Annotated in this window: 23 protein-coding genes and 1 riboswitch; of the genes, 4 read left to right on the forward strand and 19 right to left on the reverse strand. The window is 44.0% G+C overall.

The features are described 5' to 3' along the window. The first annotated feature begins 42 nt into the window (after positions 1 to 42). Positions 43 to 2,307 (forward strand): 5-methyltetrahydropteroyltriglutamate--homocysteine S-methyltransferase, encoded by a 2,265-nt coding sequence (gene metE / locus ACKLNH_RS07380; RefSeq protein WP_413111605.1) that lies wholly within the window; start codon positions 43 to 45, stop codon positions 2,305 to 2,307. Positions 2,308 to 2,434: 127 nt separating this feature from the next. Here the strand turns inward: metE and torA are convergent, their stop codons facing one another. The 11 genes from torA to ACKLNH_RS07435 form a co-directional block, all read right to left on the reverse strand. Further along, positions 2,435 to 4,903, reverse strand: a complete 2,469-nt coding sequence (torA, locus tag ACKLNH_RS07385) for a trimethylamine-N-oxide reductase TorA (RefSeq protein ID WP_413111606.1) — start codon at positions 4,901 to 4,903, stop codon at positions 2,435 to 2,437. Between the two features lie 16 nt (positions 4,904 to 4,919). Continuing rightward, positions 4,920 to 6,110, reverse strand: coding sequence for a pentaheme c-type cytochrome TorC (torC, locus tag ACKLNH_RS07390; protein ID WP_413111607.1), 1,191 nt, complete (start codon positions 6,108 to 6,110; stop codon positions 4,920 to 4,922). Positions 6,111 to 6,160: 50 nt separating this feature from the next. Then, positions 6,161 to 6,331 carry a periplasmic nitrate reductase, NapE protein gene (locus ACKLNH_RS07395; RefSeq protein ID WP_413111608.1) on the reverse strand — a complete coding sequence of 57 codons (171 nt, stop codon included), beginning with the start codon at positions 6,329 to 6,331 and terminating at the stop codon, positions 6,161 to 6,163. A gap of 122 nt (positions 6,332 to 6,453) precedes the next feature. After that, positions 6,454 to 7,056 (reverse strand): TfoX/Sxy family DNA transformation protein, encoded by a 603-nt coding sequence (locus ACKLNH_RS07400; protein ID WP_413111609.1) that lies wholly within the window; start codon positions 7,054 to 7,056, stop codon positions 6,454 to 6,456. 127 nt (positions 7,057 to 7,183) lie between these two features. Continuing rightward, positions 7,184 to 7,285: riboswitch (cyclic di-GMP riboswitch) on the reverse strand. Between the two features lie 199 nt (positions 7,286 to 7,484). Continuing rightward, entirely contained in the window at positions 7,485 to 8,489 is a 1,005-nt protein-coding gene (locus ACKLNH_RS07405) for a substrate-binding domain-containing protein (RefSeq protein ID WP_413111610.1), read from the reverse strand. A gap of 246 nt (positions 8,490 to 8,735) precedes the next feature. Beyond that, positions 8,736 to 9,470, reverse strand: a complete 735-nt coding sequence (gene torD / locus ACKLNH_RS07410; RefSeq protein ID WP_413111611.1) for a molecular chaperone TorD — start codon at positions 9,468 to 9,470, stop codon at positions 8,736 to 8,738. Positions 9,471 to 9,566: 96 nt separating this feature from the next. Continuing rightward, positions 9,567 to 11,228: a pyridoxal-dependent aspartate 1-decarboxylase PanP gene (panP, locus tag ACKLNH_RS07415; protein ID WP_413111612.1), complete on the reverse strand. Its 1,662-nt coding sequence runs from the start codon at positions 11,226 to 11,228 to the stop codon at positions 9,567 to 9,569. 150 nt (positions 11,229 to 11,378) lie between these two features. Continuing rightward, the gene (locus tag ACKLNH_RS07420) at positions 11,379 to 12,359 is read right to left on the reverse strand and encodes a DUF2860 family protein (RefSeq protein WP_413111613.1); all 981 of its coding nucleotides are present in this window, start codon (positions 12,357 to 12,359) and stop codon (positions 11,379 to 11,381) included. Between the two features lie 15 nt (positions 12,360 to 12,374). After that, positions 12,375 to 12,893 (reverse strand): M14 family metallopeptidase, encoded by a 519-nt coding sequence (locus ACKLNH_RS07425; RefSeq protein ID WP_413111614.1) that lies wholly within the window; start codon positions 12,891 to 12,893, stop codon positions 12,375 to 12,377. A 135-nt stretch (positions 12,894 to 13,028) separates the two neighbouring features. Next, positions 13,029 to 13,121: a MetS family NSS transporter small subunit gene (locus tag ACKLNH_RS07430; RefSeq protein WP_413111615.1), complete on the reverse strand. Its 93-nt coding sequence runs from the start codon at positions 13,119 to 13,121 to the stop codon at positions 13,029 to 13,031. 1 nt (position 13,122) lies between these two features. Then, entirely contained in the window at positions 13,123 to 14,610 is a 1,488-nt protein-coding gene (locus ACKLNH_RS07435; protein ID WP_413111616.1) for a sodium-dependent transporter, read from the reverse strand. A gap of 609 nt (positions 14,611 to 15,219) precedes the next feature. On the opposite strand from ACKLNH_RS07435, the gene cydH reads away from it, so the two are divergent. After that, positions 15,220 to 15,309 carry a cytochrome bd-I oxidase subunit CydH gene (cydH, locus tag ACKLNH_RS07440; RefSeq protein ID WP_413111617.1) on the forward strand — a complete coding sequence of 30 codons (90 nt, stop codon included), beginning with the start codon at positions 15,220 to 15,222 and terminating at the stop codon, positions 15,307 to 15,309. 56 nt (positions 15,310 to 15,365) lie between these two features. Beyond that, the gene (locus ACKLNH_RS07445) at positions 15,366 to 16,526 is read left to right on the forward strand and encodes a patatin-like phospholipase family protein (protein ID WP_413111618.1); all 1,161 of its coding nucleotides are present in this window, start codon (positions 15,366 to 15,368) and stop codon (positions 16,524 to 16,526) included. A 24-nt stretch (positions 16,527 to 16,550) separates the two neighbouring features. Here the strand turns inward: ACKLNH_RS07445 and ACKLNH_RS07450 are convergent, their stop codons facing one another. From ACKLNH_RS07450 to ACKLNH_RS07480, 7 genes are all read right to left on the reverse strand, one after another. Next, positions 16,551 to 17,456, reverse strand: coding sequence for a manganese-dependent inorganic pyrophosphatase (locus ACKLNH_RS07450; RefSeq protein ID WP_413111619.1), 906 nt, complete (start codon positions 17,454 to 17,456; stop codon positions 16,551 to 16,553). Between the two features lie 142 nt (positions 17,457 to 17,598). Further along, positions 17,599 to 19,149: an EAL domain-containing protein gene (locus ACKLNH_RS07455; RefSeq protein ID WP_413111620.1), complete on the reverse strand. Its 1,551-nt coding sequence runs from the start codon at positions 19,147 to 19,149 to the stop codon at positions 17,599 to 17,601. A gap of 78 nt (positions 19,150 to 19,227) precedes the next feature. Beyond that, positions 19,228 to 19,863: a response regulator transcription factor gene (locus tag ACKLNH_RS07460; RefSeq protein ID WP_413111621.1), complete on the reverse strand. Its 636-nt coding sequence runs from the start codon at positions 19,861 to 19,863 to the stop codon at positions 19,228 to 19,230. After that, positions 19,863 to 21,218, reverse strand: coding sequence for a cache domain-containing protein (locus ACKLNH_RS07465; RefSeq protein WP_413111622.1), 1,356 nt, complete (start codon positions 21,216 to 21,218; stop codon positions 19,863 to 19,865). Before ACKLNH_RS07465 ends, ACKLNH_RS07460 begins: the two co-directional genes overlap by 1 nt. A gap of 116 nt (positions 21,219 to 21,334) precedes the next feature. Continuing rightward, positions 21,335 to 22,621, reverse strand: a complete 1,287-nt coding sequence (locus tag ACKLNH_RS07470; RefSeq protein ID WP_413111623.1) for a TRAP transporter large permease — start codon at positions 22,619 to 22,621, stop codon at positions 21,335 to 21,337. After that, on the reverse strand, positions 22,621 to 23,157 hold the full coding sequence (locus ACKLNH_RS07475; RefSeq protein ID WP_413111624.1) for a TRAP transporter small permease subunit: 537 nt from the start codon (positions 23,155 to 23,157) through the stop codon (positions 22,621 to 22,623). The genes ACKLNH_RS07470 and ACKLNH_RS07475 overlap by 1 nt, the downstream gene beginning before the upstream one ends. Before the next feature lie 97 nt (positions 23,158 to 23,254). Next, positions 23,255 to 24,334: a TRAP transporter substrate-binding protein gene (locus ACKLNH_RS07480; protein WP_413111625.1), complete on the reverse strand. Its 1,080-nt coding sequence runs from the start codon at positions 24,332 to 24,334 to the stop codon at positions 23,255 to 23,257. A gap of 497 nt (positions 24,335 to 24,831) precedes the next feature. Between ACKLNH_RS07480 and ACKLNH_RS07485 the strand changes: the two genes are divergently transcribed. After that, positions 24,832 to 25,431: a GTP cyclohydrolase II gene (locus ACKLNH_RS07485; RefSeq protein WP_413111626.1), complete on the forward strand. Its 600-nt coding sequence runs from the start codon at positions 24,832 to 24,834 to the stop codon at positions 25,429 to 25,431. 47 nt (positions 25,432 to 25,478) lie between these two features. On the opposite strand, the gene ACKLNH_RS07490 is transcribed toward ACKLNH_RS07485, so the two are convergent. Continuing rightward, on the reverse strand, positions 25,479 to 25,802 hold the full coding sequence (locus ACKLNH_RS07490; RefSeq protein ID WP_413111627.1) for an HI1450 family dsDNA-mimic protein: 324 nt from the start codon (positions 25,800 to 25,802) through the stop codon (positions 25,479 to 25,481). Positions 25,803 to 25,844 lie beyond the last annotated feature (42 nt).

Below are 25,844 nucleotides of genomic sequence, written 5' to 3' on the forward strand. Positions count from 1 at the left end.
TTATGGTTCTGTAAACATCTAGACGGCTAAAAGGATATGAATATGACCACGACTCACATTTTAGGTTACCCACGCATTGGTGCGAAGCGGGAACTGAAATTCGCCTTAGAATCTTATTGGCAGGGAGACATTGACCAAAAAGCGCTGAATGCGGTCGCAGCATCGCTAAGAGCAACACATTGGAAGGATCAAGCTGAGGCAGGGCTGGAGTACGTTACAGTCGGAGATTTTGCTTGGTATGATCATGTATTAACAACCAGTTTGATGTTGGGGAACATCCCTCGTCGTCACGCTAATGGTCACCCGGACCTTGATACGCTGTTTCGTATTGCCCGTGGTCGCGCCAAAACGGAGTGTGGGTGTGCTGCTGCTGACATGACCAAGTGGTTTAATACCAACTATCACTATATCGTGCCTGAATTTGAACAAGATACGCAGTTCTCATTGAGTTGGCATCAATTGTTTGAAGAGATAGCAGAAGCACAACAACAAGGGCACAAAGTAAAGCCTGTATTACTGGGTCCTCTCTCTTACCTGTGGCTGGGTGTTGAAAAATCAACCGATTTCGATCGCTTAACGCTATTGCCACGCTTATTGGCTGCCTATCAGCAAATTATTCAAAAGTTGGTCGCACTTAACATTGATTGGGTACAGATAGATGAGCCCATTCTAGCGCTAGATTTACCTCAAGCGTGGCGGGCGAGTTTTAAGCTCGCTTATCAAGTAATACGCGGTGATATAAAGGTCCTTCTAACAACCTACTTTGATGACATAGCAACGCAGCTAGATATCATTTCAACATTAGCGATTGATGGCTTACATGTCGATTTAGTGTCCGCACCAAAACAACTCAACGTTGTCGTAGAAACGCTGCCAAGCGATTGGGTGCTGTCGGTCGGTGTCGTGAATGGTCGTAATGTTTGGCGTAGCGACCTATCGTCTTGGTACAAAACCTTAGCGCCGCTTCAAGCTGATTTAGGTGAGCGTTTATGGATCGGCTCTTCGTGTTCATTGCTTCATAGCCCCATTGATTTAGAGAGTGAAGAGAAGCTTGATAAAGGTGCGAAGAGTTGGTTTGCGTTTGCGAAACAAAAGCTCTCGGAGATCACGCTATTGGCTGACGCCTTAAATGGAAAGCGCGATGCTATAGCACAATGTCATGCTTATAGTGCATCGATTGTTGCGCGTCGAAGTGATGAAAAAGTGCATAACTCAAACGTACAGGCTCGGCTTCGTGATTGGAATGCCACACTGGCGCAAAGAAGCGCAGATTATCCGTTGCGTGCCCAAGCGCAACAACAGGCACTTAACTTGCCTACTTATCCAACCACTACGATAGGCTCTTTCCCACAAACCAGTGAAATTCGTCAGCAACGCCGTCAATTTAAAGCCGGTCAATTAAGTGAAATGGAATACAATTTAGCGTTACGCGGTCACATAAAGGAGGCCATTCAGCGTCAAGAGAAGCTAGAGTTGGATGTTTTGGTGCATGGTGAAGCAGAGCGCAATGATATGGTCGAGTATTTTGCAGAGTTACTGGATGGCTTTATCTCGACGCAGTTTGGGTGGGTGCAAAGCTATGGCTCGCGTTGTGTCAAACCTGCTGTGGTGGTGGGTGACATTTCTCGTCCAGCACCGATGACAGTGGAATGGTCGGCTTATGCACAGTCATTAACCGATAAGAAAGTGAAGGGGATGTTAACTGGCCCTGTTACCATCTTAGGTTGGACGTTCCCACGAGAAGATATTAGCCGTCAACACATAGCCGCTCAGATAGCATTGGCGCTACGAGATGAGGTAGCAGATTTACAGGCTGCGGGCATTAACATTATTCAAATTGATGAGCCAGCGATTCGTGAAGGGTTACCGCTTAAACGGGCAGAGTGGCAAGCGTATCTTGATTGGGCAGTGGAGAGCTTTAAAGTATCGGCTGGCAGTGCCGTGGCAGAGACTCAGATTCATACACACATGTGTTACAGCGACTTTAACGATATTATCGAGGCGATAGCTGCACTCGATGCAGATGTGATTACCATTGAAACGTCTCGTTCAGATATGGCGTTATTAAATGCGTTTGAAGTATTTGAGTATCCAAATGCAATTGGTCCAGGTGTCTATGATATTCACTCTCCAAACATCCCAACGGTTGAACAGATGGTAGGTTTGATTGAAAAGGCTGGTGAACGTATTCCCAAAGAACGATTGTGGGTAAATCCAGATTGTGGACTAAAAACTAGAAACTGGGAAGAGACTGAGGCGGCATTGCGTAATATGGTGTCTGCAGCGAAGCAACTTCGACAGGACTAGCTCTATTCAAGCCCGTCAGTTCAACTAGGTGGTGCATCGTTAGTTAAAACAAAACAGCCACTATGTGCTTTTAATAACGAAAGACATAGTGGCTCATGGGTGGTGGCAAATCGGTGTTGTTATACGCTTAGCTGACCATGATTGGTCCGCCGAAAGCGGTAACGGGAGGGACATCGCCAGTGAATTTCTCGATTTCTACGACACAGGTGTTGGCGCTGGTGGCTTGAGATAGTTCAGAAGCACCAATGTCGAGCGTCATAGAGTTAGGGTCTCCATAGGTATCAATGGCTCCGATGGCCTCATTAAGGGGGCCGTACCATGCTCCTTCTTGAATACGAACAACGCCTGGTGGATAGTTGTCGGAAACAACTGCACCCACTAATGCTTGCCCGCGATCATTAAACACCCGAACGAGATCACCGTCGGCTATCCCGCGTGACTTAGCATCTTCAGGGCTTATATAGATGGGCTCTCTGCCTTGTACGCTATAAGTGGCACGAAATTCTTCTGATTCACACATTTGTGAATGCAGCCGTTTATCGGGATGGCAAGACTGTAACCAGAGTGGATAAACATCCGACTTAGGCCCGCCATGTGAGCGTTCTGTTTTTTCAAGCCACATTGGATGTCCCTGACACCCTTGATAGCCCATCCTATCGATGGTGCGACTGAAGATTTCAATGAAACCAGAAGGTGTGCCAAGTGGTGCTATTTCTGGGTCTTCGCGGAAATCGGCATGGCGAACATAGTTACTACCTTTACCAAAGGTAACCAAGCCATCTTGCCAGAACTGCGCAAAGTCAGGCATGTCAAAATTACCTTTGTTGGCCTCTCGACATTCGTTGTAGAGCATTTCTACCCATTCCATCTCGTCCATCCCGCGAGTATATTCTTTGTGTTTTCCCCAACGGCGACAGAGATCGGTGAAAATATCAAAGTCTGTTTTAGACTGATAAAGCGGATCAACCAGTTTGTGCATGGCAAGAATGCCACTCGCAGAATAGGCGCCATAAAGGTCAATATCATTGCGCTCAAACTGGGTACAAGCAGGTAAGACAATATCAGAAAATCGGCAAGTGGCAGTCCAGCAGTAATCAATGCTGACCACGGTATGCAACGTTTGAAACGCTTTTTTCATCCGGTTACGATCTTGATGATGATGCCAAGGGTTATTGCCACTAAAGACCATCATTTTTATATCGGGTAGGGTAACCGTAGCACCGTTATAGTTGATCTTTTTCCCTGGCTCTAACAGTGCATCAACCCAACGTGCAACGGGAATGGTTCGACTGTAACCATTGAAATCGTCATTGTCCCACTTTGGTTTTTGCCCTGTATCGACATTGCGAGGGAACCCGCCAGGGCCGGCTGCGCCTGTGGGTGGAACGCCGATACCACTATAGTGATGCGCGTATGACACACCGCCACCAGGCTGACCGATTTGACCTAGCATGGCAGCGATTACAGCCCCCATCCAATAGGGTTGTTCGCCATGCTCTTGGCGCTGAATACACCAACCAAAGATGATTTGGGTACGATTGGCCGCCATTAAGCGCGCATAGTCACGAATTTGATCGGCTTCGATACCACAAATCTCTGCCGCCCATTCTGGTGTTTTTTCAATGTTATCTTTAGATTCGCCCAGTAAGTAGGGTACAAACTCATCGAACCCCAGTGCATAGGTTTCTAAAAAGCCTTTATCGTATAACTCTTCTTTATAGAGGGTATGCGCGATGCCTAGCATGAAAGGAACATCAGTTTGAGGATGAATATATTGATGCTCGCAGTTAAGGTAATTTTGCGTTTTCGATTTTACCGGGTCGATAGAGATAACCCGAATGTCGCCTGATGCCACTTTATCTTTTAATTGCTCATAATATTCATAGACTTCATGGGTTTCACATTGCCAACCTACTTGCGTATTTTTGACTGGGTCATTAGCCCAAAAAATAACAACATCACTGTGTTCAAAAATTTCAGGCCATGATGTTTGCTGTGCGTAAACTTCAGTTGAGCCAAGAACGTAAGGTAGAATAGTTTGTCCAGCACCTGTTGAGTAATCACCAACCTTTGTTAAATAGTTGCCGTGCATACCAACGGCACGTTGCATGTGACTGGTACAACTATGGAATTGGCCGGTTTGTCGCCAACCGGTTTGTCCGGCATGCAGTGCCCACGGGCCGTAATCTTTTTGCACGCGTTCCAGCTCTCGATAAAACAGATCAAGTGCTTCATCCCAAGTGACTCGCACAAAACGATTATTTCCCCGCGTATCTGCACTGTATTTGTGTTTTTTTAACCAATCGAGGCGTACCATTGGATAACGTACCCTTGACGGATTATAAATCACCCCTTTTATACCGTTAATCATGTCGGTAGGGTATTTATCAAATTCAAGCGGGACAATTTCTTCTACTTTTCCCGCATATATGCGCGCTCGAAATGCGCCAAAGTGTGAGCCAGAAACTCGCCATATTCCCGCTTTGCTATTTTCCTCAGTAGCGTGCGCGAGTGGCGAAAGAAGACTTGGACCAATAATCGCAGAGGTACTTCCTGCTGCCAGCCCTTTAATAAACTGTCGACGACTGATAGTCATATGTCACCTTCCTGCGTTAATGATGGTCGTCTGAGAAATCAGAAGAATGTTTTTGTAAATACTTGAGAACGAGTGCTTCGCTGTCAGCATCTAAGTTAACGAACGACAGCATACCGTTGAACATGCCGGGCCAAGCATTCGTGCTAAAGTGAGCGGGAGCGGGTTGTGTATGACAGACACTACAGTTGGTATTGTATGCCTCATCAGCTTTTGCCCATAACGGCTCAGGCGATGATAACAGTGAGTCTTTTGCCATCCAGAGTGTTACCGTAATGCGCTCCCATCCAAGACCCGTTAAGTCGTCTTCTTTTTGTTCAAAGGACTGCACTAACGTATCGTTTGCAGCGGCCTCTTTAGTTAATGAGCCTGTCGCTATGTTTAACCCAAAGTCCTCATTAATGACTCGGCCAAAGCCTTTAGTCTTGCGCCAGCCATTGATTTCAACTTGAATGGCATCTTTTTGTTCCGTCACGACCTTAATCATAGATGCAGGGTTGAGCAGCCCGGCGCGTTGAGAGAGAGCGGGGTCTTCAAACATTTCTAAATGGCGTACGCTGTAGTAATCGCTGCCTGCGCTGTAACGGGTGCCTTGCGATTGTTGAACTAGCTCGCCAATCATACCGCCGGATGTATCCATGCTTTCGGGTAACTTATGCGCAATGCCTTTGTGACAGTCAATACAGCTCTGATCACGCTCCGCTGCCTGTTGCATCTGTATTCTTGCTGTGTTGGACATGCTATCCCAGTCCATACTGGCGTAGTTATGGCAGTTTTTACATTCGAGTGAGCCATTTGCTGCGAAGCGATCCCATTCATGCTGAGCAAGAACGAGGCGCCTTTCTTCAAATTTTTCTTGTGTACTAATGCTGCCAGCAAACCATGCAAAGACCTCTTTACTGGCTTGTACTTTACGAGCAATTTTGTCGGTCCAGTTATGAGGAACATGGCAGTCAGGGCATGTTGCTCTAACGCCAGAATGGTTAGACCAATGTACTGTTTCTTGCAGCTCGGTATAAACAAGATCGTTGTCGGGTTGATTGTGACACGAAATGCAAAACTCTTCGGTATTAGTAGCCTCTAGGGCGGTGTTAAATCCACCCCAGAATATAACGCCGGCGATAAAGCCGCCGAGACACAGCACGCCTAGGCTGATATGGGTAGCTGGTCGATTGAATGCGCGCCATATTGCTTTTAGTTTTTCTTTCATAATGATTTCTCAATCTAGTTATTTTGGATAGAGCTCGGGCGATAAAGGCGTTAGCCGTGACCTGGAGGGCCAAGGAAGAAGACTTGCAGCATCCAAATAATGAAACCATAACCGCCAACGAAGATGACAGAGAGGATTGGAAAGAGAAAAAGGATGGTAAACAAGTAAGCTTGCCATTCTCGTTTAGCGCAGGGTGCATCGTTGTTTTTGTCGGAGTTCATATTTATCACTCTCCATTATGGCATCACGCTAAATTATAGATGCGTGTGACGTAATGTGGTGAAAAAATAGAACGAGTATGAAAAGAAAGCCACATTTGTGTGATGTGGCTTTTATTGAGGGGTTATTGATTTAGATGAGTTAGAAGCTCTTGGCGTCTTGCTTCTCCAACCACGGACCAATGTTTGCCAGTAATTGCACCTTCCAGCGCCCATAATAGCTCGACATTGAGATTGTCTCCTTGTGATTGCTGCAGCAATTTGAATGCTTCTAATGCACCTTTTTCCACCAACTCATCGACTGAAGCAATACCTGCTTTTTTCAACATACGTTCATTGGCTAAACGTAAATTGGGCAGATCCTTAATACGATCGGGTAGTTTGGCTTTTTTTGCGACTTGCTCCTCTTTATCTTGTTGGGCAGAAGATAGCGCAACGGAGGCTTGCGATATGATCTGATCTGGCGTGTCCCACCAAGTTTCCGGGATCGCGTAGTATTTAGTAACGACGGGAAAGCCGCGTTTTTTGTAAATATACGGTTCAAAGTTGCTGGCTTTGAACTCGCGCTCGTTGCTTGCGTTGGCACGTAAATGAAGCTTGTCGTTAACAACCAATGCAAACATGGTTTCGCCTAAGAATAGGCCGAACCCACCAAACATTGAGCGCGACTTTATGTGCCCGAAGCTGGATAATAATTTAATTGAGTTTTTTAGTACTGGTTTGTCCATGCTACATCTCGGTGATTATGTGAATAGGTCACCACTAATCAGAGCTAGGAACCAAGAATAGACCAAGCGTACGAAAAGATTGTCAACGTAGTGTCAACAGTCATGCATCGTCATATTTGGTTTTTCCATCGGCAACCCCGCTACCATTCGTCAAAAAAATCTATGTTTTCTGACGGTTAGGCCGGAAGCTTTGCGTCCCAATCTTTCGAAAGGTTTGCCCTGTTCGTGACACGCAGTAGCTTATCTTAATCTTAGTTTATGATCTTCATCCCAATTTAAAAGTGTGACATCGGTTCAGTGGAATCAGCTAAGGATAAGAAATTGAAAGAATATAATGGTAGATATTTTGCATAAACCACAAAAAGAGCCAGTAGCGGTATGCTACTGGCTCTAACATTTTTTGTGTATTTTAAGGGGGAATAGGTTGACTAGTTAAGGCGTCTAACTGAATTGCGAACAATCAGCTCTGGCTCCATAATAAACAGTTGTCTGTCATTTCCCTTGTCTTTGATACGCGCTAAGAGTAACTCAACAGATTTTCGACCTAAGCGGTGTTTAGGTTGATGAATAGTGGTCAACGGCGGTGAAAAGTATGGAGACAAATCGATATTGTCATAACCAATCACTGAAACATCATGTGGCACACGAAGGCCTGCTTGCTCAAACGTACTGATCAGTGCCATTGCCATAATGTCGTTGAAGCAAAAAATGGCAGTAGGGCGTTCTTCCATTGCCATGAATTTTTGCGCCGCAACAACGGCGGTTTCACATTCAAAGTCACCCTCTAAAATCCAGTCTTGATTCGCGTCAAGTCCAGCTTCGTTGAGTGCGGTAGTGAAACCCTTAATTCGTTCAATACAAGTAGCACGATGCAATTGACCCGAGAGACAGCCAATTTTAGTATGACCGTTTTCGATAAAGTGCTTCGTTGCGAGGTATGCGCCTTTTTCCGCATTATCTTGTATTTTGTCGGTTGTGACTGACTCTGGCCCCCAGTCCATAATGACCATTGGCAACTCTTTCTGGCGTTTTAATAACGTGAGAAGCTCAGTATCTAGGTCGGAACACATCACCAGCAAGCCGTCGACACGTTTCTCTGCGAGCATTCGAAGGTAGTCGCGTTGTTTTGTTAGATCACCTTCTGTATTGCACAAGATGAGGGTGTACCCCGACCTATAGCAATAATCTTCCACACCATGAACCACCTCTGCAAAGAAGGGGTTGGTTGATTTAGTGACTAACATACCAATTGTGCGGGTTGAGTTACACTTTAAGCTACGCGCTACCGCACTCGGGGCATAGTTTAGCTCTTCGATGGCAGCCCATACTTTCTTTTGAGTGGCTTCTGCTACGAAACGGGTTTTATTTATAACATGCGAAACAGTGGTCGTTGATACCCCTGCCATGCGTGCAACATCTTTAATCGTCGCCATTCTTTTCTTCTGATTGCCCGTCTATTTACCGTTATAGTTGAGCTTAATAATTTAAGTACTTGCTTGAAATCGGTAATGCAAATTTCACTATTTAATCGCTTGCGTTCACATTCTACTTGCTAACAATGATAGTGCAATGTTTGAGATAGGATCTTTATCATTTTCATATCAGGATGTGATTTATTGTAGAAAAACGCCGATGATTGAGGGTGCAAACAGTAATGAAAACTAAAGGCCCTCTCTAATTTAAGGAAAACTATCGTTCTGTTGAAGTTCAAGAATGCTCTCCTTGCATAGTTCGATATCATAATTGATATAGGCAATGAGCAGTTCGGCTGCAGCGGCATAAAACCCGAAAGGATCACATTGCTGACAGCGTTGGTTAAATTGTGGCAGCCAGCTTTGGACATATTTCTCAAGGATCCCCAGTTGCTCATTGAGATGTGCAGTGAGGTATCGGTTTTCGGTATGCCGTGCGATGTCTTTTTGGCTTACCGTATCATCAGTGCTCTCATTATGACGATTATCAACGGTTTTAATGGCTAAATTGCCAATAAAATCGAGGATAATAGCAAGGTGATCTGCCGGCTCTTTGTGCGCTGTGGCTAAACCAATATTGTGATCATGCATTAGCTGTTGGAGTTCCAATGCTGGTTCGCCAAACATTAACTTGTCTTGGGTTAGATAGATTGATGCGTATGGAAGGGCATTGCTTTTGTTGCCGGTTAAAAAGAGGCCACAAAAATCGGCGGCTAACTCAATTTGTGCATCATCGCGTTGGCTTACTTTGTTCAGCGCGGCGAGGAAGCTGTCGGCGGCAGTTTGCAGCTCTTCGCTCTGGCTCAGTTGATTTAAAAACTGATAAAATCCGTGGCTTAAATAATGCTGTAGCTGCTTTTCTGATAGTTCAGTAAAAAAGAGCGAAGAGAACCACCAATACATCTGCGCACGATTCTCATTGACTAAACGATTTTCCGACATCACGTCACCTTTACCCAGTTAGAGTTTGTTACCCCACCTTTTGTTCTGCTTCAGGTATCGTATGTGCTGAACAAACTGTATCAAGATAGATCTTAATCATAGCTTGCTCTGGGTCTGTTGCTTAATTAATTTGGCTAATTCAACCAGTTGTGGGTAAGCAATCTGACTACTTTTCGCGATAGTTCTTTGCTCTTCAAGAACCGCTAAAAGGATATCATTGGTCGTTAAAGGGTTGGCTAATACGACCCTAAATACGGTTGTGAGTTGGCCATGGTACTTTTTAGGTGTAATTCTTGTGCGTGATACAAAGGATTTACCCGATTCGCGTTGTCGTTTTTGAATAAATTTGGTGAGGTCATTGAGTAGGGCATTCATCTGTTGCATTTGTTCGGCATCGGCGTGTTGCATGGCATCACTAACGACTGCTGGAACATAGCGATAAGTGAGCAGGCAAAGCTCTGGCTCAGTGACAAGCTCAAAGTCAACTTGTGACTGAATCATTTTAGAAAAAGAGTGCGCGGCTTCAATACTGCGATTGATTAGCAGCTCATATCCTTGGCGACTGATCACATTCAAACAGGCAAACAAAAGCATTGCCATGCCACTTCTTGAGCCTTCAAGCGTATGGCTGCCTAAATCTTTTGAGCCTTTCCGCAGAATATATTCAGCATGATGCTCGATAGACCCCATTGCGGTCGCACGCTTAAAGATAACCATTCCCGCACCCATCGGAACGTAGAGCTGTTTGTGCGCATCAATAGTGACGGAATCTGCCGCTTCAATACCGGTTAAGAGGTGCCGGTATTTGTTTGACATTAATGTCGCGCCTCCCCATGCAGCATCAACATGAAAATGGCATTGGTATTTCTTGGCGATGGTGGCCAGTGTGTGTAAGGGATCGATGTTCCCGGTCTCTGTTGTCCCTGCAACACCAACGATGGCTAACGGTTTTATCTGACGATGAGTAAGTTGTTCAAGTGTTTTTTCAAGGTGTACCGTATCGATACGGTTGTGTGAGTCGGTTTTGATCGCAATAATGTTTTCTCTACCAATGCCCAGAATATCGGCTGCTTTTTTTAGAGAATAGTGACCGCGCTCAGAAACGAGAATAGCGAGATCTTGGTAGCCATAGTGGCGCATCGCTTTAAATAGGCCTTCTTGTGCAACGCCCTTGAAGTCACCGTCTGCTTTTAACAAGTTATTGCGTGCGACCCAAAGCGCAGTAATATTGGCAATTGTACCCCCTGAGCAAAATGCGCCTAATGAATGTTGTGCGCTATGCATCCAAGTTGAGTAGAACGCGTCATCTTGTTGGTAAATTAAGTTGTGTAACATCCCTAACACTTGACGCTCTAAGGGGGTGAAAGCTTTAGAGGTCTCAATTTTTACTAAGTTTTGATTTAAGCCAATCATTATTTTGGACAGCGGCATCAGAAAATAGGGTAGCGCTGATGTCATGTGACCGATAAAGCTGGGCGCGGAGGTATGCACAGACTGGGCGACGAGCTTTTCTAATAAGAACTTTGTGTGTTCTGAAACGAAGGTTGGTACTTCTGGCAGGACGGCTGAGCTGAAGTCTTTTTCTATTTCAGACAGTGGTTTTTCTGTCGCAGCAATGTGTGTGCCCAAAAAATCGTTCAGATTTTCAGAAATCTGTTTCTCGACTTTTGCCAACGTAGAGTCTGGCGCTTCTGGTATTGTAAAAATGCGCGCAAGATTGTCGATTGTTGCTACTGCGGGTTTAGTGTTTTTTACCATTGTCTTTTTAGCGTCCTTGCTAGCGGGGGACGGTATTTGTCACCAGCGCCAATATCGTGTTTATTGGCAGAGGTTAGCGGAAAAATGACGAAAAAAAAACTGCAAAAACGTTAAGGTAATTGAGTTGGGTAGCGTAACAGGGTCGACATCCTAATAACGGTAGTTCATACCCAATGAAATCAATAAGCTATCTTTATCGTAAAAACGAATATTGGATTTGGTATCTTGGTAGCCTAATAAAGAGACGATAGACCAGCTTTCCCAGTTAAACGGGTTTCGATACTCGTAGGCAAAAAAGAGACGTAACGTATCGTCATTTTGTTTTTGATGGAATATTGGATTCAATGCATCATGGTTGGCACGGTCATAACCCAACGTCGTAATCAGAGATGAAGAGCGTTGATTAAGAATTAGCGATCCTTCTACACCAAATTGATGAAAGGCCATGGCACTACCGTCGGCATCATTTCTTAGATAGTCTACGGATGTTAATGCGATAAGCTGGCGTCCAAAAACGTGACTGTATGTTAGCTTGCCATAATAGAGCTGAGCATTGCGGTCAAGGACCGAGGTATCTAACGGCCTAATGTTAGAGTGGCCACTCTGTTCGGAATCAATGCGTAATTTCCCTGCTGCCACCTCGAGGCTAAGAGGTAGGGTTTGGATGTTTTTTGCTTGAAACCTCACCGCCCAAGTATTAGTGTCAGTTTTGGTTCGTGGCTGTTGAACTAGGTAAGGATCTGACCACGTTTCATTCTTTAGCACACCAGGAATAAAGCCAATACTGTATTCGGTATTGGTTGCAGTCCAGTGGCGTAAACCAAGTTCAAGATGAAAGTTGCCTAGTGCAACATCAGCGCGACTGGTACCGAAATAGAGTTGATTGCGTTTGTCACTAAAGGTGTAGTTGATGTTTCCCAACGGGTAGACAGCCAGCTTATCGTTCTGCTTGCCGGATGACGTTAAATCCTCGGTGGTGCTCTCTTCAGTATTAAATTGAGATCGAGATTGTAAATAGAGGGCACTAAGGCCAATGTCACCAGAGATACCTGCACTGGTGGGTGCTTTAGCTAAACAGGTTTGAGATAGCACGATAGCCAGTGCTGCAGAAATCATCACAGTTAAACGCATTTTTATACACCCTAGTTATTTGTTTTGGCATGAAGTTAATGCAAGGCTAGCCATTGCATCATTGTATGCGCTTAGTGGTACTTCTATTTTTGTCGGAGTACTGAGCAAATCTGCAAATGCACTTCTGAGAGCATAATTTTGTTCATGTGCTTGTTGCTGGCGAAGGGTGTAAACCACTTGTGCATCTTGAGATAACGGGTGTTCACTATTGGCTAATGCTTTGATTTTCTCTTGACTTAAGTCAAGCCAAGACTCAATTGGAAGATGAGTTTTTAACTCAGATGGGGCGTGTTGAAGATACCAGTCAACGGCCGTGCGATTGAAGTAAAAATGGGTTTGTCTACCTTGTAAAAACCATTGGCCAACGTCGGCGAGCGACGGGTTATCTTCACGCGTGATGTCAACTAACGCTTGATACCAGTTTAAGCTGGCGTCGACGTATTGATGATACTTTTCACTTTGGCATGAGGTAATGTTTGCGTAGGATAGGGTGCAGGTGAGGGATAGCACCAGCATTAACATCAATTTCTTCATCAGTATCATCCGTGATAACTCATAGGTAACTCATTGTATATGTGGGTCAATTGTAGGTGATTATGTTACAAAGAGAAACAAAAAAGATAAAAAAAAGCAGCGCGATAGCGCTGCTTTTCTATTCTCAGGTGAGAATTACTTTTTCATGGCTCGGCGAATGCAGATGGCAGCACCGCCCCAAGTACATCCCAGACCAATTATCATCATAATGATGGCACTGAATTCCATGTTATGCCTCCGTAATATCAACAACAGGTTTGCTATTCGCGTTAATCAGTAACGCAACGACTAGCATTGTTCCAACCAATGCCCAACCACATACGATGAGGTCAAACACAGGGTAACCCTCATAACCATTCGCAATGGTATTGATTAAGTTGGTGCCTAGAATAATGGCAAGTAAAATCGGGCTAACAAATTGTAGACACAGATCAAACCATTTGCCGACATGCACTTCAGATACTCGGTTAGCATGGCTACGAAGTTCAGGTAATTGCTTCAGAATCCAACCGATCAAGATTAACTCAACAAGGCAGCTAGATAATAGCGCAACGTTGTTCATAAAGTAGTCGACCAAATCTAGCAGTAACAGACCGCCGTTGGTTGCAAATAGCATTGAGCAACAGGTACCTAAGCCACAAACAAGCACTGCTGCCTTTTTACGAGGTAGTTTGGTTTTATCAATAACCGCAGATGTTACCGCTTCAATGATAGATATCATTGAACTTAAACCCGCTACCGTCAATGCGATAAAGAACAACGGCCCTAAGATATAAGGTGCAGGTAGTAAGTTAATGGCTGCTGGTAGCGTTACAAACGCAAGGCCGACACCACCTGAAACGACTTCAGTAATCGCAACACCTTGTTCTTGTGCCATGTAGCCTAGAATACCGAAGATCATGATGCCTGACATGATTGAGAATCCGCAGTTAATCATAACGGTCATCATGGCATTATTATTGATATCAGATTTTTCTGGCAAGTAGCTTGAATAGGCAATCATGATGGCGAAGCCAACACTTAGGGTAAAGAAGATCTGACCGTAAGCCGCTGACCATACTTTGGCATCCATGATACGGCTGAAATCCGGTTTGAACATAAAGTTCAGTCCATCCATCGCACCAGGAAGGAAACCTACGCGTAAGATAAGTGCAAGTACCATAAAGAACAGTACTGGCATCATGATCTTGCTAGCACGTTCGATCCCACCTTTAACACCGCTAAAGATAGCGATAAAGGTGATTAGCCATGCCAGTAGCATAGGTCCCGCGATATGTGTCTGAATTGAGCCTAACTTAGTTGGTAGGTTATCGCCTAGTTTTAGGTACTCTCCGAAGAAGAAGGCATTGGTATCTGTGCCCCAGCTTTGTGAGAACGAGAAGCCAATGTATGAAATTGCCCAGCCAATGATGGCAACATAATAAACAGCAATGATGCCAGCAATAAAGACCTGAAACCATCCAAGCCATTCTAATTTAGGGCTGATTTTAGCGAATGCACGTGGTGCAGCGCTGCGTAAGCGGCTGCCCAACGTGAACTCCATGATCATAAAAGGAATACCGGCGGTGAGCATGGCAAAAAGGTAAGGAATAAAGAAGGCACCACCGCCATTTTCGTACGCCATATATGGAAAGCGCCAGATGTTGCCCAGCCCGATGGCTGAACCAACAGCAGCTAATATGAATCCAGCACGGGATCCCCACTGTTCTCGTTGCATTTTAAACTCCTAGTAGTGTTTTATCCTATTTAGTTCCATTAAAATAGGTTTACTATCTGTTATTTGTGATGTTGTATTTGCGAAATCAACATGATTCGCTAATTGTGACACGTGCAGATTATCGTTTGCTTGGAGATAATACAATAGAAGATGTTTCTGAAATGTTGATGCTTAATGAACTTTTCAACCATACTTATCATCGGAGGTAGCTTAACGTATAGATTTAGCTCCCCCAAAGCTCGATGATATCCCTGAGTTATTGATATTTTTTAGAATAATATTTTTATTTGTGGATAGTTAATCATTTCAATCTATTGCTGTTAACTCATTCAATCGCCTGTTTTTTGCAACATTTTTGCTATATATGCACCATTAATATGTTGTTAACAGAATAAATATGCGAATATTTGCGTTTTTATCTATTTGGTTGTTGTGGCTGCGCAGTGGTTTGGTTGCTTGTTTGGGTTTTCGGTGAGGTGTTGTGCATAAATAGTCACGGCGTGGTGCGGCTGCTTAGTGCGTTATGTGTGCATCGTGTGATGTTGTTAACAATCTGTTTTATTTTGCTCATCTACACTTACTTTGAAAGTAAAAAAGGAGAAAAGAGTAATGGATACAGAACTTAAGTGGGCGGTTGTCGTTGTTGTTATTGCATTATCAACTATTTTGGCGTTTGGACTGATTGCAGTCTCAAATTGATACTGTGTAAATAGGTTGATGATAAGATGACGTTATCATTAAAAGTGAGGCTGTGAATGACGGTATTTTCAGAGCCATGCCCGAATTTAGCCCTAGTGGCGCAAGGGGGTGGGCAAAAAGGGGTGTTCACATCGGGTGTTTTGGATGCATTTCAGCACGCGAGGTTTGATCCATTTGGCCTGTATATTGGTGTGTCAGCAGGCGCTCTGAACGTTGCTTCTTTTGTTAGCCGTCAACCTCAGTTTGGTTTTCGCTTTATTTCTGAGTTAACGACCCAGGATCGTTTTTTCAATCTATTTAAATTTATTCGACAACAGCAGTCGATGGACCTTGATTGGTTATTAAAAGAAGCCACTAGCGGCGGCGCGATTGATCTTGATTTTTCCACGGCACAAAAGACCTTGAGCGAGGGAAGGCACGCTTTGGCGGGCGTGACTCACAAAAGTAGTTTACAGGATTTTTACTTTCCTATTTTTGGTCATGATTGGTTTACGTTGGCGAAAGCGACATGTGCAATCCCGATGTTGTTTCGAGAACCGGTTGAAATGCAGGGGCTTTACTGGGTTGATGGTGGCGTGAGTTCTGCCATCCCAGTCAAAGAAGCCATTCGGCAAGGTGCTAAACAGATCGTCATTATTAGAACAGAGCCAATAAAGGAGGAAACAATGTCCTCGCTAGCTAATATAGAAGCAGGCATAGAGGCATGGCGAAAGAGTGTTGAAGCAGAACTCCCCATGTACCTTGCTCGCTTAAACTTGGGGGCAGAACTGGATATGTTGAAAAGCTTTCATGCTCAACTCGCCGAGAAGCTGCAAATACTTAAGAAAGAGTGGCTTGAGTCAACGGTGATCAGCAATTTAAGTGACGAAGTTTCTAAAAAAGTTGGAGAACTAAAGTTTACCCAAGGGGGAGGGCGTTGGTTGTTTAGTGGTGATCATTTTTATCGGTTGCAAGCGCTGAAGGGGCGTGATTTCAGTCCACAAATGTTAGATATGCTGATGAGTCACTATCGTAATACTGAGGAAACGGCGCAATTATTATCATCTTTGCCCAGTGGTATAGACGTTATACAAATTGCTCCGCAAAAAGAGCTATTGTCCTCGGCACTATTAAGTAAGCAAGAGGAATTGGAGGCTGATTACCAGCATGGTTACGAAGTGGGTGAGCAGTTTCTTAATGATTGGCAAAACAAAAGGGCAATGAAAATTGCCCTTTAGTTACGAGGATTACGAACCCATCGTTTAAGCGAGTTCGTTTTGAAGCCAAGGCCAGCCTTGCTTCTTGCGGCTTAAGGTATTTTCCATCATCAGTACACCATCAGTAAGGTGTGCTGCAAGTTTATCTGACCATTCACCTTTGAACAGTAGGCGTGTTGTGCTTGTCGTGATATCAGTTAGCATAACAGCAGCAAACGCAAGACCTTCTTCATCACAACGACGTTGTAAATCGATTTCAAGCGCTTCGATCATGCCATCTACTTGCTCTAATGTTGCTAGTTCAATTTGTCCAACCACAACTTGACGATCATTAAATGGGTAAGCTTTAAGATCTTTTTCTACTAATTGAGCAGCATTTAGGCCTTCAATGTCAGTTTTTGCGATGAGTAGCTGTTTAACAAAAGCATCTAGATCTTCTACGCCAGCTAGTGGCGCGAGTTCAGCAACGGCATCTTTGTCTTTTTGCGTACAGGTAGGTGAAGCAAAACCGACAGTGTCGCTAAGAATTGCAGATAGCATCAGTGTTGCTACTGGTTGTGTGATCTGAGCATTTTCCATTTTAAACAAGTTAAATAGAATGGTTGAAGTACAACCGACAGGCCAAATCCATGCTTCAAGAGGATTTGTTGTTGTTACGTCACCTAAACGGTGGTGATCAACAATACCCAAGACTTCAGCATCCGCCATATCATCAGGACCTTGGGTTAGGTCTGAAAAGTCGACTAGCCATAGGTTTTGGCCTGCAACTGATGTGCACATTTCAGGTTGCACGACTTGTGCTTGATCTAAAATGAACTGGGTTTCACGGTTAAGATCACCTTGGCGTACTGCTTTTGCATCGAGACCGCGAGATTTTAACAATTCGGCGGCAACAAGCGCTGAACAAATGCTATCACTGTCAGGGTTTTTGTGTCCAACAACAAGAATCATTCTGTTTCCTTAATTAGATTAGCCAGTACGTTAAAGCGATAACGTATTGGTCGAATTTTTAAAACGGTGACATTCTAGAATTATCGTATGAAATAACAATACCTAGAGGGGGGCTTTTCGTTGATTGGTGGCTTTTTTTGCCTTATTGGTTGTACTTTTCTTTGCAATGATGCCGAAATTCTTCAAAAGGCATTGCTTTGCCAAAGTAGAAGCCTTGCATATAGTGAACGTTGTGCGCGAGTAAATAATCTACTTGTTGCAGAGTTTCTACCCCTTCTGCAATCAGAGTCAGGCCAGCAGTGTGGCCAAATTGAATAATAGATTCGAGTATATTGCGCTTCAGATCTTTTGTCCCTATGGTATCAATGAACATTTTGTCAATTTTTAGGGTGTGAATTGGCAGCGATTGCAGATAGGAAAAACCGCCATACCCAGTACCAGCATCATCGAGTTTTATCGCAATACCGTGCTTATCTAATTTGGTCATACAAGAATATGCTTTGGACAGGTTTTGGAACGGGGTACGTTCTGTTACTTCAATGGCGAAAGATGAAGCACAGACATGATGCTTTTCAAGAAGGGCAATTATATGCTCAGCAAAGCCATTATCCTCTAGCTGTTCAGGTGTGATATTAAGGCTGATATAGAATGACGGATAACTCCACTGCGGTGCAATAATGTGCTGGACCACTTTGTTGATTAATTGCATGGTAATCGGCTTTATTTGACCATTAGTCTCAGCATGGGGAATAAAGCTGAGTGGCGAGATTATTTCACCATCGGGTTTTACCCAGCGAATGAGCGCCTCACAACCGACGATTTGCTTATTTTTTGCATCAACAATGGGCTGGTAGAAAGGGATAAATTCGTCATTCTTAATGCCACTGTCGATAAGTTGGGTTAAAGAGCATTTTATTGTTTTTCTGGTTGCCCATAATAGCGAAATGACGATCAGAGCAATGACGCTGATAAGTCTCAAATAGAAATGCCAATGAGAGACATAATATTTAATAGCCTCGGCGTTACCCTCGATATGTAATGACAGGTTGCTTGATAGCGTTTGTCCTGCCACGGGGAAATATTCCTGACCCGGATTCATGTCATAGACATAAAGGTGCTCTCCACGGTGGTTGACTAATGACAAGGTTAGGCATTGTTGACACTTGTCGTGGTCAATATAGATATGCGGTAAAGGATCAGTGATGACTCGATATGTTGCATTAGGAAATTGAAACTCTACATTCAGTCGATGATTCTTATAAACCGAAATTTTGTGAGTAGGAAGATTAAGATGGTGCAGCGTAGGAACATTAGGATCCACTTCGGGAACATTGTTATTGCCATACTGGCTACAGCGAGATTCTAAGCTACTGACCTCAATAAGTTGTACACCAACGGATGACTCTGTGGTTTGTCTGATTAACTGAATATCGTTGTCACTGCAGTCAAATGCTAGCTGTTTATCGAGTTGATTGAGTGCAGATTCAACGCCGGAAATCCGATTGTAATAGTGGTAGATCAGTGAATTTAATTTACTAGATACGTCAGATCTAAGCAGATAAGAACCAACGGGATAGTGTATCGCTGCAATCAGCATACAACCAATAACGAAAATAAGCAGCGCTTCTATCCATGGATGAGAACGTTGACGAAACCCGTTAATTATTCTTGTAATAATAGAGAGTGAAGGCATGCTTTTTTCATGTTGTCGTTGACTGCTATTTTTGCAGTGTAATCAAGTTCACTATTGATCGCTATGATAATGGTGGATTTATTCATTGATTCCATGAGTTGAGGCATACTGTGCCAATTCTGCTGTTGATTGGATGTCTAGTTTGTAGCGTATGTTTTGTCGATGCGTTTCTACTGTACGCGTGCTAATGTCTAGTTGCTGGGCAATTTTCTTATTACTTAACCCTTTTGCCACTAACGCGAGTACCTTCTTTTCTCGGCGACTGAGAGGGGTACTTTGATGGTTGTCTACTGCACGTTCTGTGTTAAAAAAGAGAGCATTGCTGGCTGTTTGACAAAAATAGGTTGCCCCTTGAGCGACGGTTTGAATGGCATTGACCATCTCTTCTGCAGAGATCTCTTTGAGGATATAGCCGAAAGCTCCAGCTTGCATAACTTGCATAATGTACTCCTTTCTATCATGCATGGTTAGCATTAGTACTTTGACATCAGGGTAAGCCTGTTTAATGGCTTTTGTTGCTTCGAGTCCATTCATCACCGGCATGCTGAAGTCCATTAAAATAACATCTGGTGTTATTGTAGCGAGGCGCTCTAAAGCTTGTTGACCATTATTGGCAGTGGCAACAACATCCATGCCTGTTTCATGTGACAAGCGGGCTTTAAACCCTTCAATCACCACTTGATGATCATCAACCAGCATAATGCGTATGGCCATTATATTTCCTCTATGTTGGGGTAGGTAATAACAACTGAAATTTCGGTGCCATATCCCGGCTCAGTGACAATCTCAAATTGACCACCTATAAATTCGATTCTTTCGCGCATGTTCTTTAGCCCAATACCATCATTGCTGAGTGCTTGCTGTAAATGAAAACCGACACCATCATCACGGATGATCAGTTGTAGGTTTTGCCCTAATATTTCAATGACCAGTTCAACATGATGTGCTGAAGCATGCTTTTGTATGTTGGCTAGAGATTCCTGAGCAACACGGTAGAGTGTGGTCGAGATATCACTATTTAATGCGATAGCTTCATGGGGAAGCGTATAGTGAACGGTGGCGGATGAGTGATGGGAAAAACTCTCAAGCAGTCCCTGCAACGCGGCATTTAAGCCAATATCATCTAGGGTGCTGGGTCTTAAGCTGTGTGATATTTGCCGTAGGTCTGTAATGGTATTAATGAGTGTGGATAAGCCATAGGTAAATGCACTGTTCTCCCGGAGTTGAGGGAGCTGTTTTTCGAGTAGTTCAAAATGGCACTTGCTTGATACCAGTGTCTGATTCACACCATCGTGAAGCTCTCTTGCTAAGTGTTTTTTCTCGTTTTCTTGAAACATGACGGTTTTATGCGCCAGGGTTTTAAGGTTGTCATCCGCAAGGCGGTGTTCATGAAGATTAATAGCTAGTGCAGTGCAGAGGATAACAAGGACAGTGACAAGCAATAGAGCACAAACCGTCATAAAGGTGGTTTTAATATTATTGTCGATAGTTTTCTGGATGTGGTTTAATTGCTGTTCGATATCATCGATATAGAGACCAGTGCCTATCATCCAATGCCACTCTGGTATCCAACGCGCATAACTTAGTTTGGTGACGGTGTCACCAGTGGAAGGTTTTTGCCATAAGTAACGATGAAAACCACCGCCATCGAGTGCCGCATCTAATAGAGAACGAATGAGATAATTACCCTTTTCATCTTGTAAATCATATAAGTTTTTGCCGACTAACTCAGGCTGAATCGGATGAACGAGGTTGGTTCCATACTGGTCGTAAACGAAAAAATAGCCATCTTTACCGTAGGTAAGATCTTCAAGGACTTGCTTTACAGCCTGTTGAGCTTGCACTTTAGGAATGTCGTTGCGTTCGGTGAGGTGTTGAATACTGTTTAGAGCGAGATCTAAATAGTCGTGGAGTGCTTGCTCTCTTGTCTCCATCAGACTGGTTTCAAAGGTATCAATCTCTAACTTCCCTAATTGAGACATTTGGTGAATAGAAATCCATCCAATGGTCATAGAGACTAGCATTAGTGGTAATAGCGCTAATAAGATCAGTTTGAGCTTTAGAGACATACAAACACACAATCCGCCCGAATTAACAAGATGTTAACAACTGGGCGGATTGCTTACTGTTATATAGTTCAAAGATTCATGATGAATTTTGAACGGTGACGTTATCTCCCAAGCCGCTAGGCCATGCCAAAAAAGCCTGGAAATACGAGAACCATAACAACAACAAAGACTTGTAGCAAAATAAAAGGCAATACTCCCTTATAAATATGCATCGTTGTAATGCTTTTGGGTGCCACACCTTTTAGATAAAACAGGCTAAACCCAAACGGCGGTGTTAAAAATGACGTCTGCAGGTTAAGGGCAATAAGGATGGCAAACCACATCATATTGATGCCGAGTATCTCAGCTGCTGGCGCAAGTATTGGCACAATAATGAAGCAAATCTCGACAAAATCGATAAAGAAGCCCAGTATTAAAATCACCAACATGGTAATGATTAAGAAGCCCCATTTTTCTCCAGGTATAGATAACAACCACTCTTCGACAAGATAATCACCACCCGTGTAGGTAAAGGCCATGGAGAAGGCTGTTGCACCAAGAAGGATCGCAAAGACCATTGCTGTCACTTTGATGGTTTCATAGGCACTGTCGTAGAGCATTTTGAATGAAAACTGTCGGTAGGCTAGGGCAAGTATGATCGCTCCCACACCGCCAAGCGCTGCAGACTCCGTAGGTGTCGCAATACCTGCAAAGATTGAACCCAAAACGATAACGATTAACGCCAAAGGGGGAATTATCGCCTTAAGTGCTTTTACGACTTCTTCACTGCGACTGACGTTATCTTCACGAGGAATAGCGCGCGCGACTTCCGGCTTGAGCAGCGCATAAACTAAGATGTAGGCAATATAAACGCCAACCAGTAGTAGACCCGGGCCGATTGCTGCTTTAAAGAGATCACCGACAGGAATGCCTAATACATCCCCCAATAAGATGAGAACGATAGAGGGGGGGATGATCTGTCCGAGCGTACCAGACGCACAGATTGTGCCACACGCCAACCCTTTGTCGTAGTTATACTTCATCATAACGGGCAGTGAGATAAGCCCCATCGCGACAACGGATGCACCTACTACGCCCGTGGATGCGGCGAGTAAAGAGCCAACTAATACGGTCGAGATTGCGAGACCACCGCGTATGCCACCAAACAATTTCCCCATAGAGACGAGAAGTTGCTCAGCAAGCTTGGTTTTTTGTAGTACCAAACCCATAAAAATAAACAGTGGAACCGCCATCAATACCGTATTTTGCATGATGCTCATGATTCGGTATGGCATAAAGGCAAAGATATCTGCACCTTCTGCCCACACACCAAAGATCAGTGCGATACCACCAAATGTAAAGGCGACGGGAAACCCTAGCAGCAGTGCGCAGAGGGCAACGATAAACATAATAATACCGACCATTACTGCTCCCTCTCATGCTGGTGAAATAGGTGAGGATTGAAAATTCGATTTAGTGAGTGGAGTAATAGCCCAATGCCACTAATAGCGATGGACAAGAAGGCGACAGGAATCATGGCTTTGATGATCCAGCGATAGGGTAGTCCACCGGGATCGCCGCTTGATTCGCCCAGAGAGTAGGCTTCTTTGGCGAAATCAATGCCGTAATAAAATACCAGTAGGGTAAAAGGGAGCAGAAATAGTAGTGTGCCCACGATATCAATCAGGGCTTGAGCGCGTTGGCTGAGCTTCTCATAAATAATATCGACCCGAACATGCCCTCCTGCTTTTAAGGCATAGGGAATGGCAAGCATAAATACCGCTGAAAAGAGGTGCCACTCCATCTCTTGAAGTGCAATGGAAACGGTGTTGAAGGCATAGCGGGCAATGACATCATAGAATACGTTAAATACCAGCATTAAAAATAGTGTTGCTGACAGCCAGCCAAACAGATCCGAGAAGCGGTTGATGAGGCGCTCGCATTGAATGAGGTGTCTCATTGAATTTCCCTTTCTTTTACGAAGTGGTATTGAAAGGGCGGGTACATGGCACCCGCCGAGACGTTGTTGGTTGTGTTAAATTAACGCGACCAACGTTTTAATTTTTTTCTAAGTAGGCTTGAGTCGAGATTTCCGTCCAAGGGCGTATTGTTTTTAAATAGTTCGCTTGTGACGTGAGGATCTCTTTGGCAAGTGCGTCGCTTTCAGCGCGTTGAGAGAGCAGTTCATCATTGCTCTTTCTCATTGCAGCGAGTACTTCATCGGGGAAATTCTTAACAGTGATATTAGGGTATTCATCTAGCATCGATTCCCAGTTCTCCCCACTGGCATGGTTGTTCAAGACCCACATATCGTAAGCAGACGTTCGCATCGCAACCACCAGTATCTGCTGCAGATCTTCTGGTAAGCGTTCAAATGAGCGTTTATTGACAAGGAATTGCAGCTCTGTTGCAGGCTCATGCCAGCCGGTGTAGTAGTAGGGTGCAATTTTGTGGAAACCCATCCGTAGATCTAAACCTGGGCCTACCCACTCTAGTGCATCAATGGTGCGGCGTTCTAGTGAGGTGTAGAGCTCACCTGGGGCGATATTCGTCGGGCTGGCGCCTAACTCAGCAAGGACTTCTCCGGCAAAGCCAGGTATACGCATTTTCAGTCCTTTCAGGTCATCAACGCTGTTAATTTCTTTTTGAAACCACCCCCCCATCTGTACGCCGGTGTTACCTCCTGGGAAGGAGAGTAGATTGTGAGGGCTATACACTTTTTCCATCAGCTCCATCCCACCGCCATGGTAGAACCATGCATATTGCTCTGCTGCGATCATGCCAAATGGCATAGTGGTGAAATAGAGGGTGTTGGGGACTTTGCCTTTCCAGTAATAGGACGCAGAGTGTCCAATATCATATTGGCCTGCTTTGACCATATCGAAGACACCGAGTGGTGCTTTATGCTTGTTAGCAGAGTCGATGCGAATCTGTAGTCGCCCATTAGACATTTTGTCGACCATGTCAGCTAAGTTCTTCGTCGTGTCACCAAAGATAGGGAAGTTAGGCCCCCAAGTTTCGGCCAATTTGAGGCGGTAAACTTTATCTGCAGCAAAGCTAGAGGTGCTGAGCAACAATGATACACCTGCCGTGACTGCGACAAGGGTTTTCTTGAGTGAAAACGCTTTATTTATCATTATCATTTCCTTTTGAATGTCGATGTAGGATGAGCTGTAACTAAGCGTGTTGTTACATTGCTTGATAGAATGATGCAGCTTGCAAGATTCTGCTACCCGTGCAAATACCTAGGTTTTAACATTTACCGCTGCCTATAGATGAAAAATTACGTAGTTATTTCTACTGTCTTTTTGTTGTTTGTCTTGTATCTTTCTGTTTAATAGGTTATTTATCTATTCTGTGGACAGAAGGTAGCGAGGGTTTATTACGTACGTGGTTAAGGTTGCAAAATGTTATGGTTTTGTGAGCGGAAGGGTTGGTGTTATGCTGTGATAATCTGAAAGGCACACCAATCGTGGGGTGTTATCGGCGATAAGGCGACCAGTAGAATGTGGCGGTCAGTGAGAGAAAGAAAACTTGATGCGTTTTTCGCATTTATTACATTCACCTTTTGACCCCTTTTCGGTATCATCACGTGATAACATCAGAGCAGCAGATAAGTAGTTTTAGGTAGTCCATGGCAAAAGTAAGGGCGCGCGTCGCTTTCAAAGTAGGCAAAAGTAGCCAAATCCCTGCAGAAATTCTGTCGTTCGAAGGCTTAAATAGTGACAAAGAGCATGTCGCGGTTATTTTTAAGCATGCAGATCAGCAAGGTACGACACCGATGGTTCGTATGCACTCAGAGTGTTTGACTGGCGATGTTTTTCATTCATCACGATGTGATTGTGGTGAGCAACTAGATGAAACAATCGAACGTATGGGGCAGCAAGGTGGTATTTTGCTCTATTTACGCCAAGAAGGGCGTGGGATTGGCTTGTATAACAAAATTGATGCATATGAATTGCAAAGCCAAGGGATGGACACGTACGAAGCAAATAATCATCTAGGATTTGGAGATGACTTACGCGATTTCAGTGAAGCGGCGCAAATGCTGCAAGCGTTGGGTGTGTGTAAAATTCGCCTAGTAACCAATAATCCTAAAAAGATTAATGAGCTGAAAGAGCACGGTATTGAAATAGAAGACGTTATTGGTACATCTGCGCATGTGAAAGATGGCAACGAAGGTTACCTAAAAGCCAAAGTGTCTCATGGTAAGCATCGTCTAAAGCTTGATTAACGTAGATACTGCGTTAATGAATAAAAAACCCGCTATAGCGGGTTTTTTTAATCGCGTTTCCAAAGAATATGGCAGAATTTTTCATCTGGTAAGCGGCTGATTAAGAGACGTGCGAATACATCATCTAGCACATCTGTTTCTTCATTAACAAGCCCGATTCTTACTTCACCGTAGTGCTCAGGATCGACTGAAAAGCCAACATGGCTGTCCCAGTCAGCACCAGTTTCGACCATTTCAGCAGCACCACGTTCATCAAACTGAAGCGTAAAAAGTGCAACGTCTGCAGCTTCCAAATTATCTGAGGCCATTTCTAAGAAAATATCATAAGCAACGTCGATAACTTCATCGACGTTTAGGAGTTGTTCTGACATAACAGTACCTGCGATCTAACAATAACGTTTAGTATACCGAAA

The sequence above is a fragment of the Thaumasiovibrio clandestinus genome, assembly GCF_047250365.1.
Taxonomy (GTDB): Bacteria; Pseudomonadota; Gammaproteobacteria; order Enterobacterales; family Vibrionaceae; genus Thaumasiovibrio.

Coding starts and splice junctions, on each gene's coding strand:
- metE (WP_413111605.1), top strand. CDS start 43: ATGACCACGACTCACATTTTAGGTTACCCACGCATTGGTGCGAAGCGG.
- torA (WP_413111606.1), bottom strand. CDS start 4,903: ATGACTATCAGTCGTCGACAGTTTATTAAAGGGCTGGCAGCAGGAAGT.
- torC (WP_413111607.1), bottom strand. CDS start 6,110: ATGAAAGAAAAACTAAAAGCAATATGGCGCGCATTCAATCGACCAGCT.
- ACKLNH_RS07395 (WP_413111608.1), bottom strand. CDS start 6,331: ATGAACTCCGACAAAAACAACGATGCACCCTGCGCTAAACGAGAATGG.
- ACKLNH_RS07400 (WP_413111609.1), bottom strand. CDS start 7,056: ATGGACAAACCAGTACTAAAAAACTCAATTAAATTATTATCCAGCTTC.
- ACKLNH_RS07405 (WP_413111610.1), bottom strand. CDS start 8,489: ATGGCGACGATTAAAGATGTTGCACGCATGGCAGGGGTATCAACGACC.
- torD (WP_413111611.1), bottom strand. CDS start 9,470: ATGTCGGAAAATCGTTTAGTCAATGAGAATCGTGCGCAGATGTATTGG.
- panP (WP_413111612.1), bottom strand. CDS start 11,228: ATGGTAAAAAACACTAAACCCGCAGTAGCAACAATCGACAATCTTGCG.
- ACKLNH_RS07420 (WP_413111613.1), bottom strand. CDS start 12,359: ATGCGTTTAACTGTGATGATTTCTGCAGCACTGGCTATCGTGCTATCT.
- ACKLNH_RS07425 (WP_413111614.1), bottom strand. CDS start 12,893: ATGAAGAAATTGATGTTAATGCTGGTGCTATCCCTCACCTGCACCCTA.
- ACKLNH_RS07430 (WP_413111615.1), bottom strand. CDS start 13,121: ATGGAATTCAGTGCCATCATTATGATGATAATTGGTCTGGGATGTACT.
- ACKLNH_RS07435 (WP_413111616.1), bottom strand. CDS start 14,610: ATGCAACGAGAACAGTGGGGATCCCGTGCTGGATTCATATTAGCTGCT.
- cydH (WP_413111617.1), top strand. CDS start 15,220: ATGGATACAGAACTTAAGTGGGCGGTTGTCGTTGTTGTTATTGCATTA.
- ACKLNH_RS07445 (WP_413111618.1), top strand. CDS start 15,366: ATGACGGTATTTTCAGAGCCATGCCCGAATTTAGCCCTAGTGGCGCAA.
- ACKLNH_RS07450 (WP_413111619.1), bottom strand. CDS start 17,456: ATGATTCTTGTTGTTGGACACAAAAACCCTGACAGTGATAGCATTTGT.
- ACKLNH_RS07455 (WP_413111620.1), bottom strand. CDS start 19,149: ATGCCTTCACTCTCTATTATTACAAGAATAATTAACGGGTTTCGTCAA.
- ACKLNH_RS07460 (WP_413111621.1), bottom strand. CDS start 19,863: ATGGCCATACGCATTATGCTGGTTGATGATCATCAAGTGGTGATTGAA.
- ACKLNH_RS07465 (WP_413111622.1), bottom strand. CDS start 21,218: ATGTCTCTAAAGCTCAAACTGATCTTATTAGCGCTATTACCACTAATG.
- ACKLNH_RS07470 (WP_413111623.1), bottom strand. CDS start 22,621: ATGGTCGGTATTATTATGTTTATCGTTGCCCTCTGCGCACTGCTGCTA.
- ACKLNH_RS07475 (WP_413111624.1), bottom strand. CDS start 23,157: ATGAGACACCTCATTCAATGCGAGCGCCTCATCAACCGCTTCTCGGAT.
- ACKLNH_RS07480 (WP_413111625.1), bottom strand. CDS start 24,334: ATGATAAATAAAGCGTTTTCACTCAAGAAAACCCTTGTCGCAGTCACG.
- ACKLNH_RS07485 (WP_413111626.1), top strand. CDS start 24,832: ATGGCAAAAGTAAGGGCGCGCGTCGCTTTCAAAGTAGGCAAAAGTAGC.
- ACKLNH_RS07490 (WP_413111627.1), bottom strand. CDS start 25,802: ATGTCAGAACAACTCCTAAACGTCGATGAAGTTATCGACGTTGCTTAT.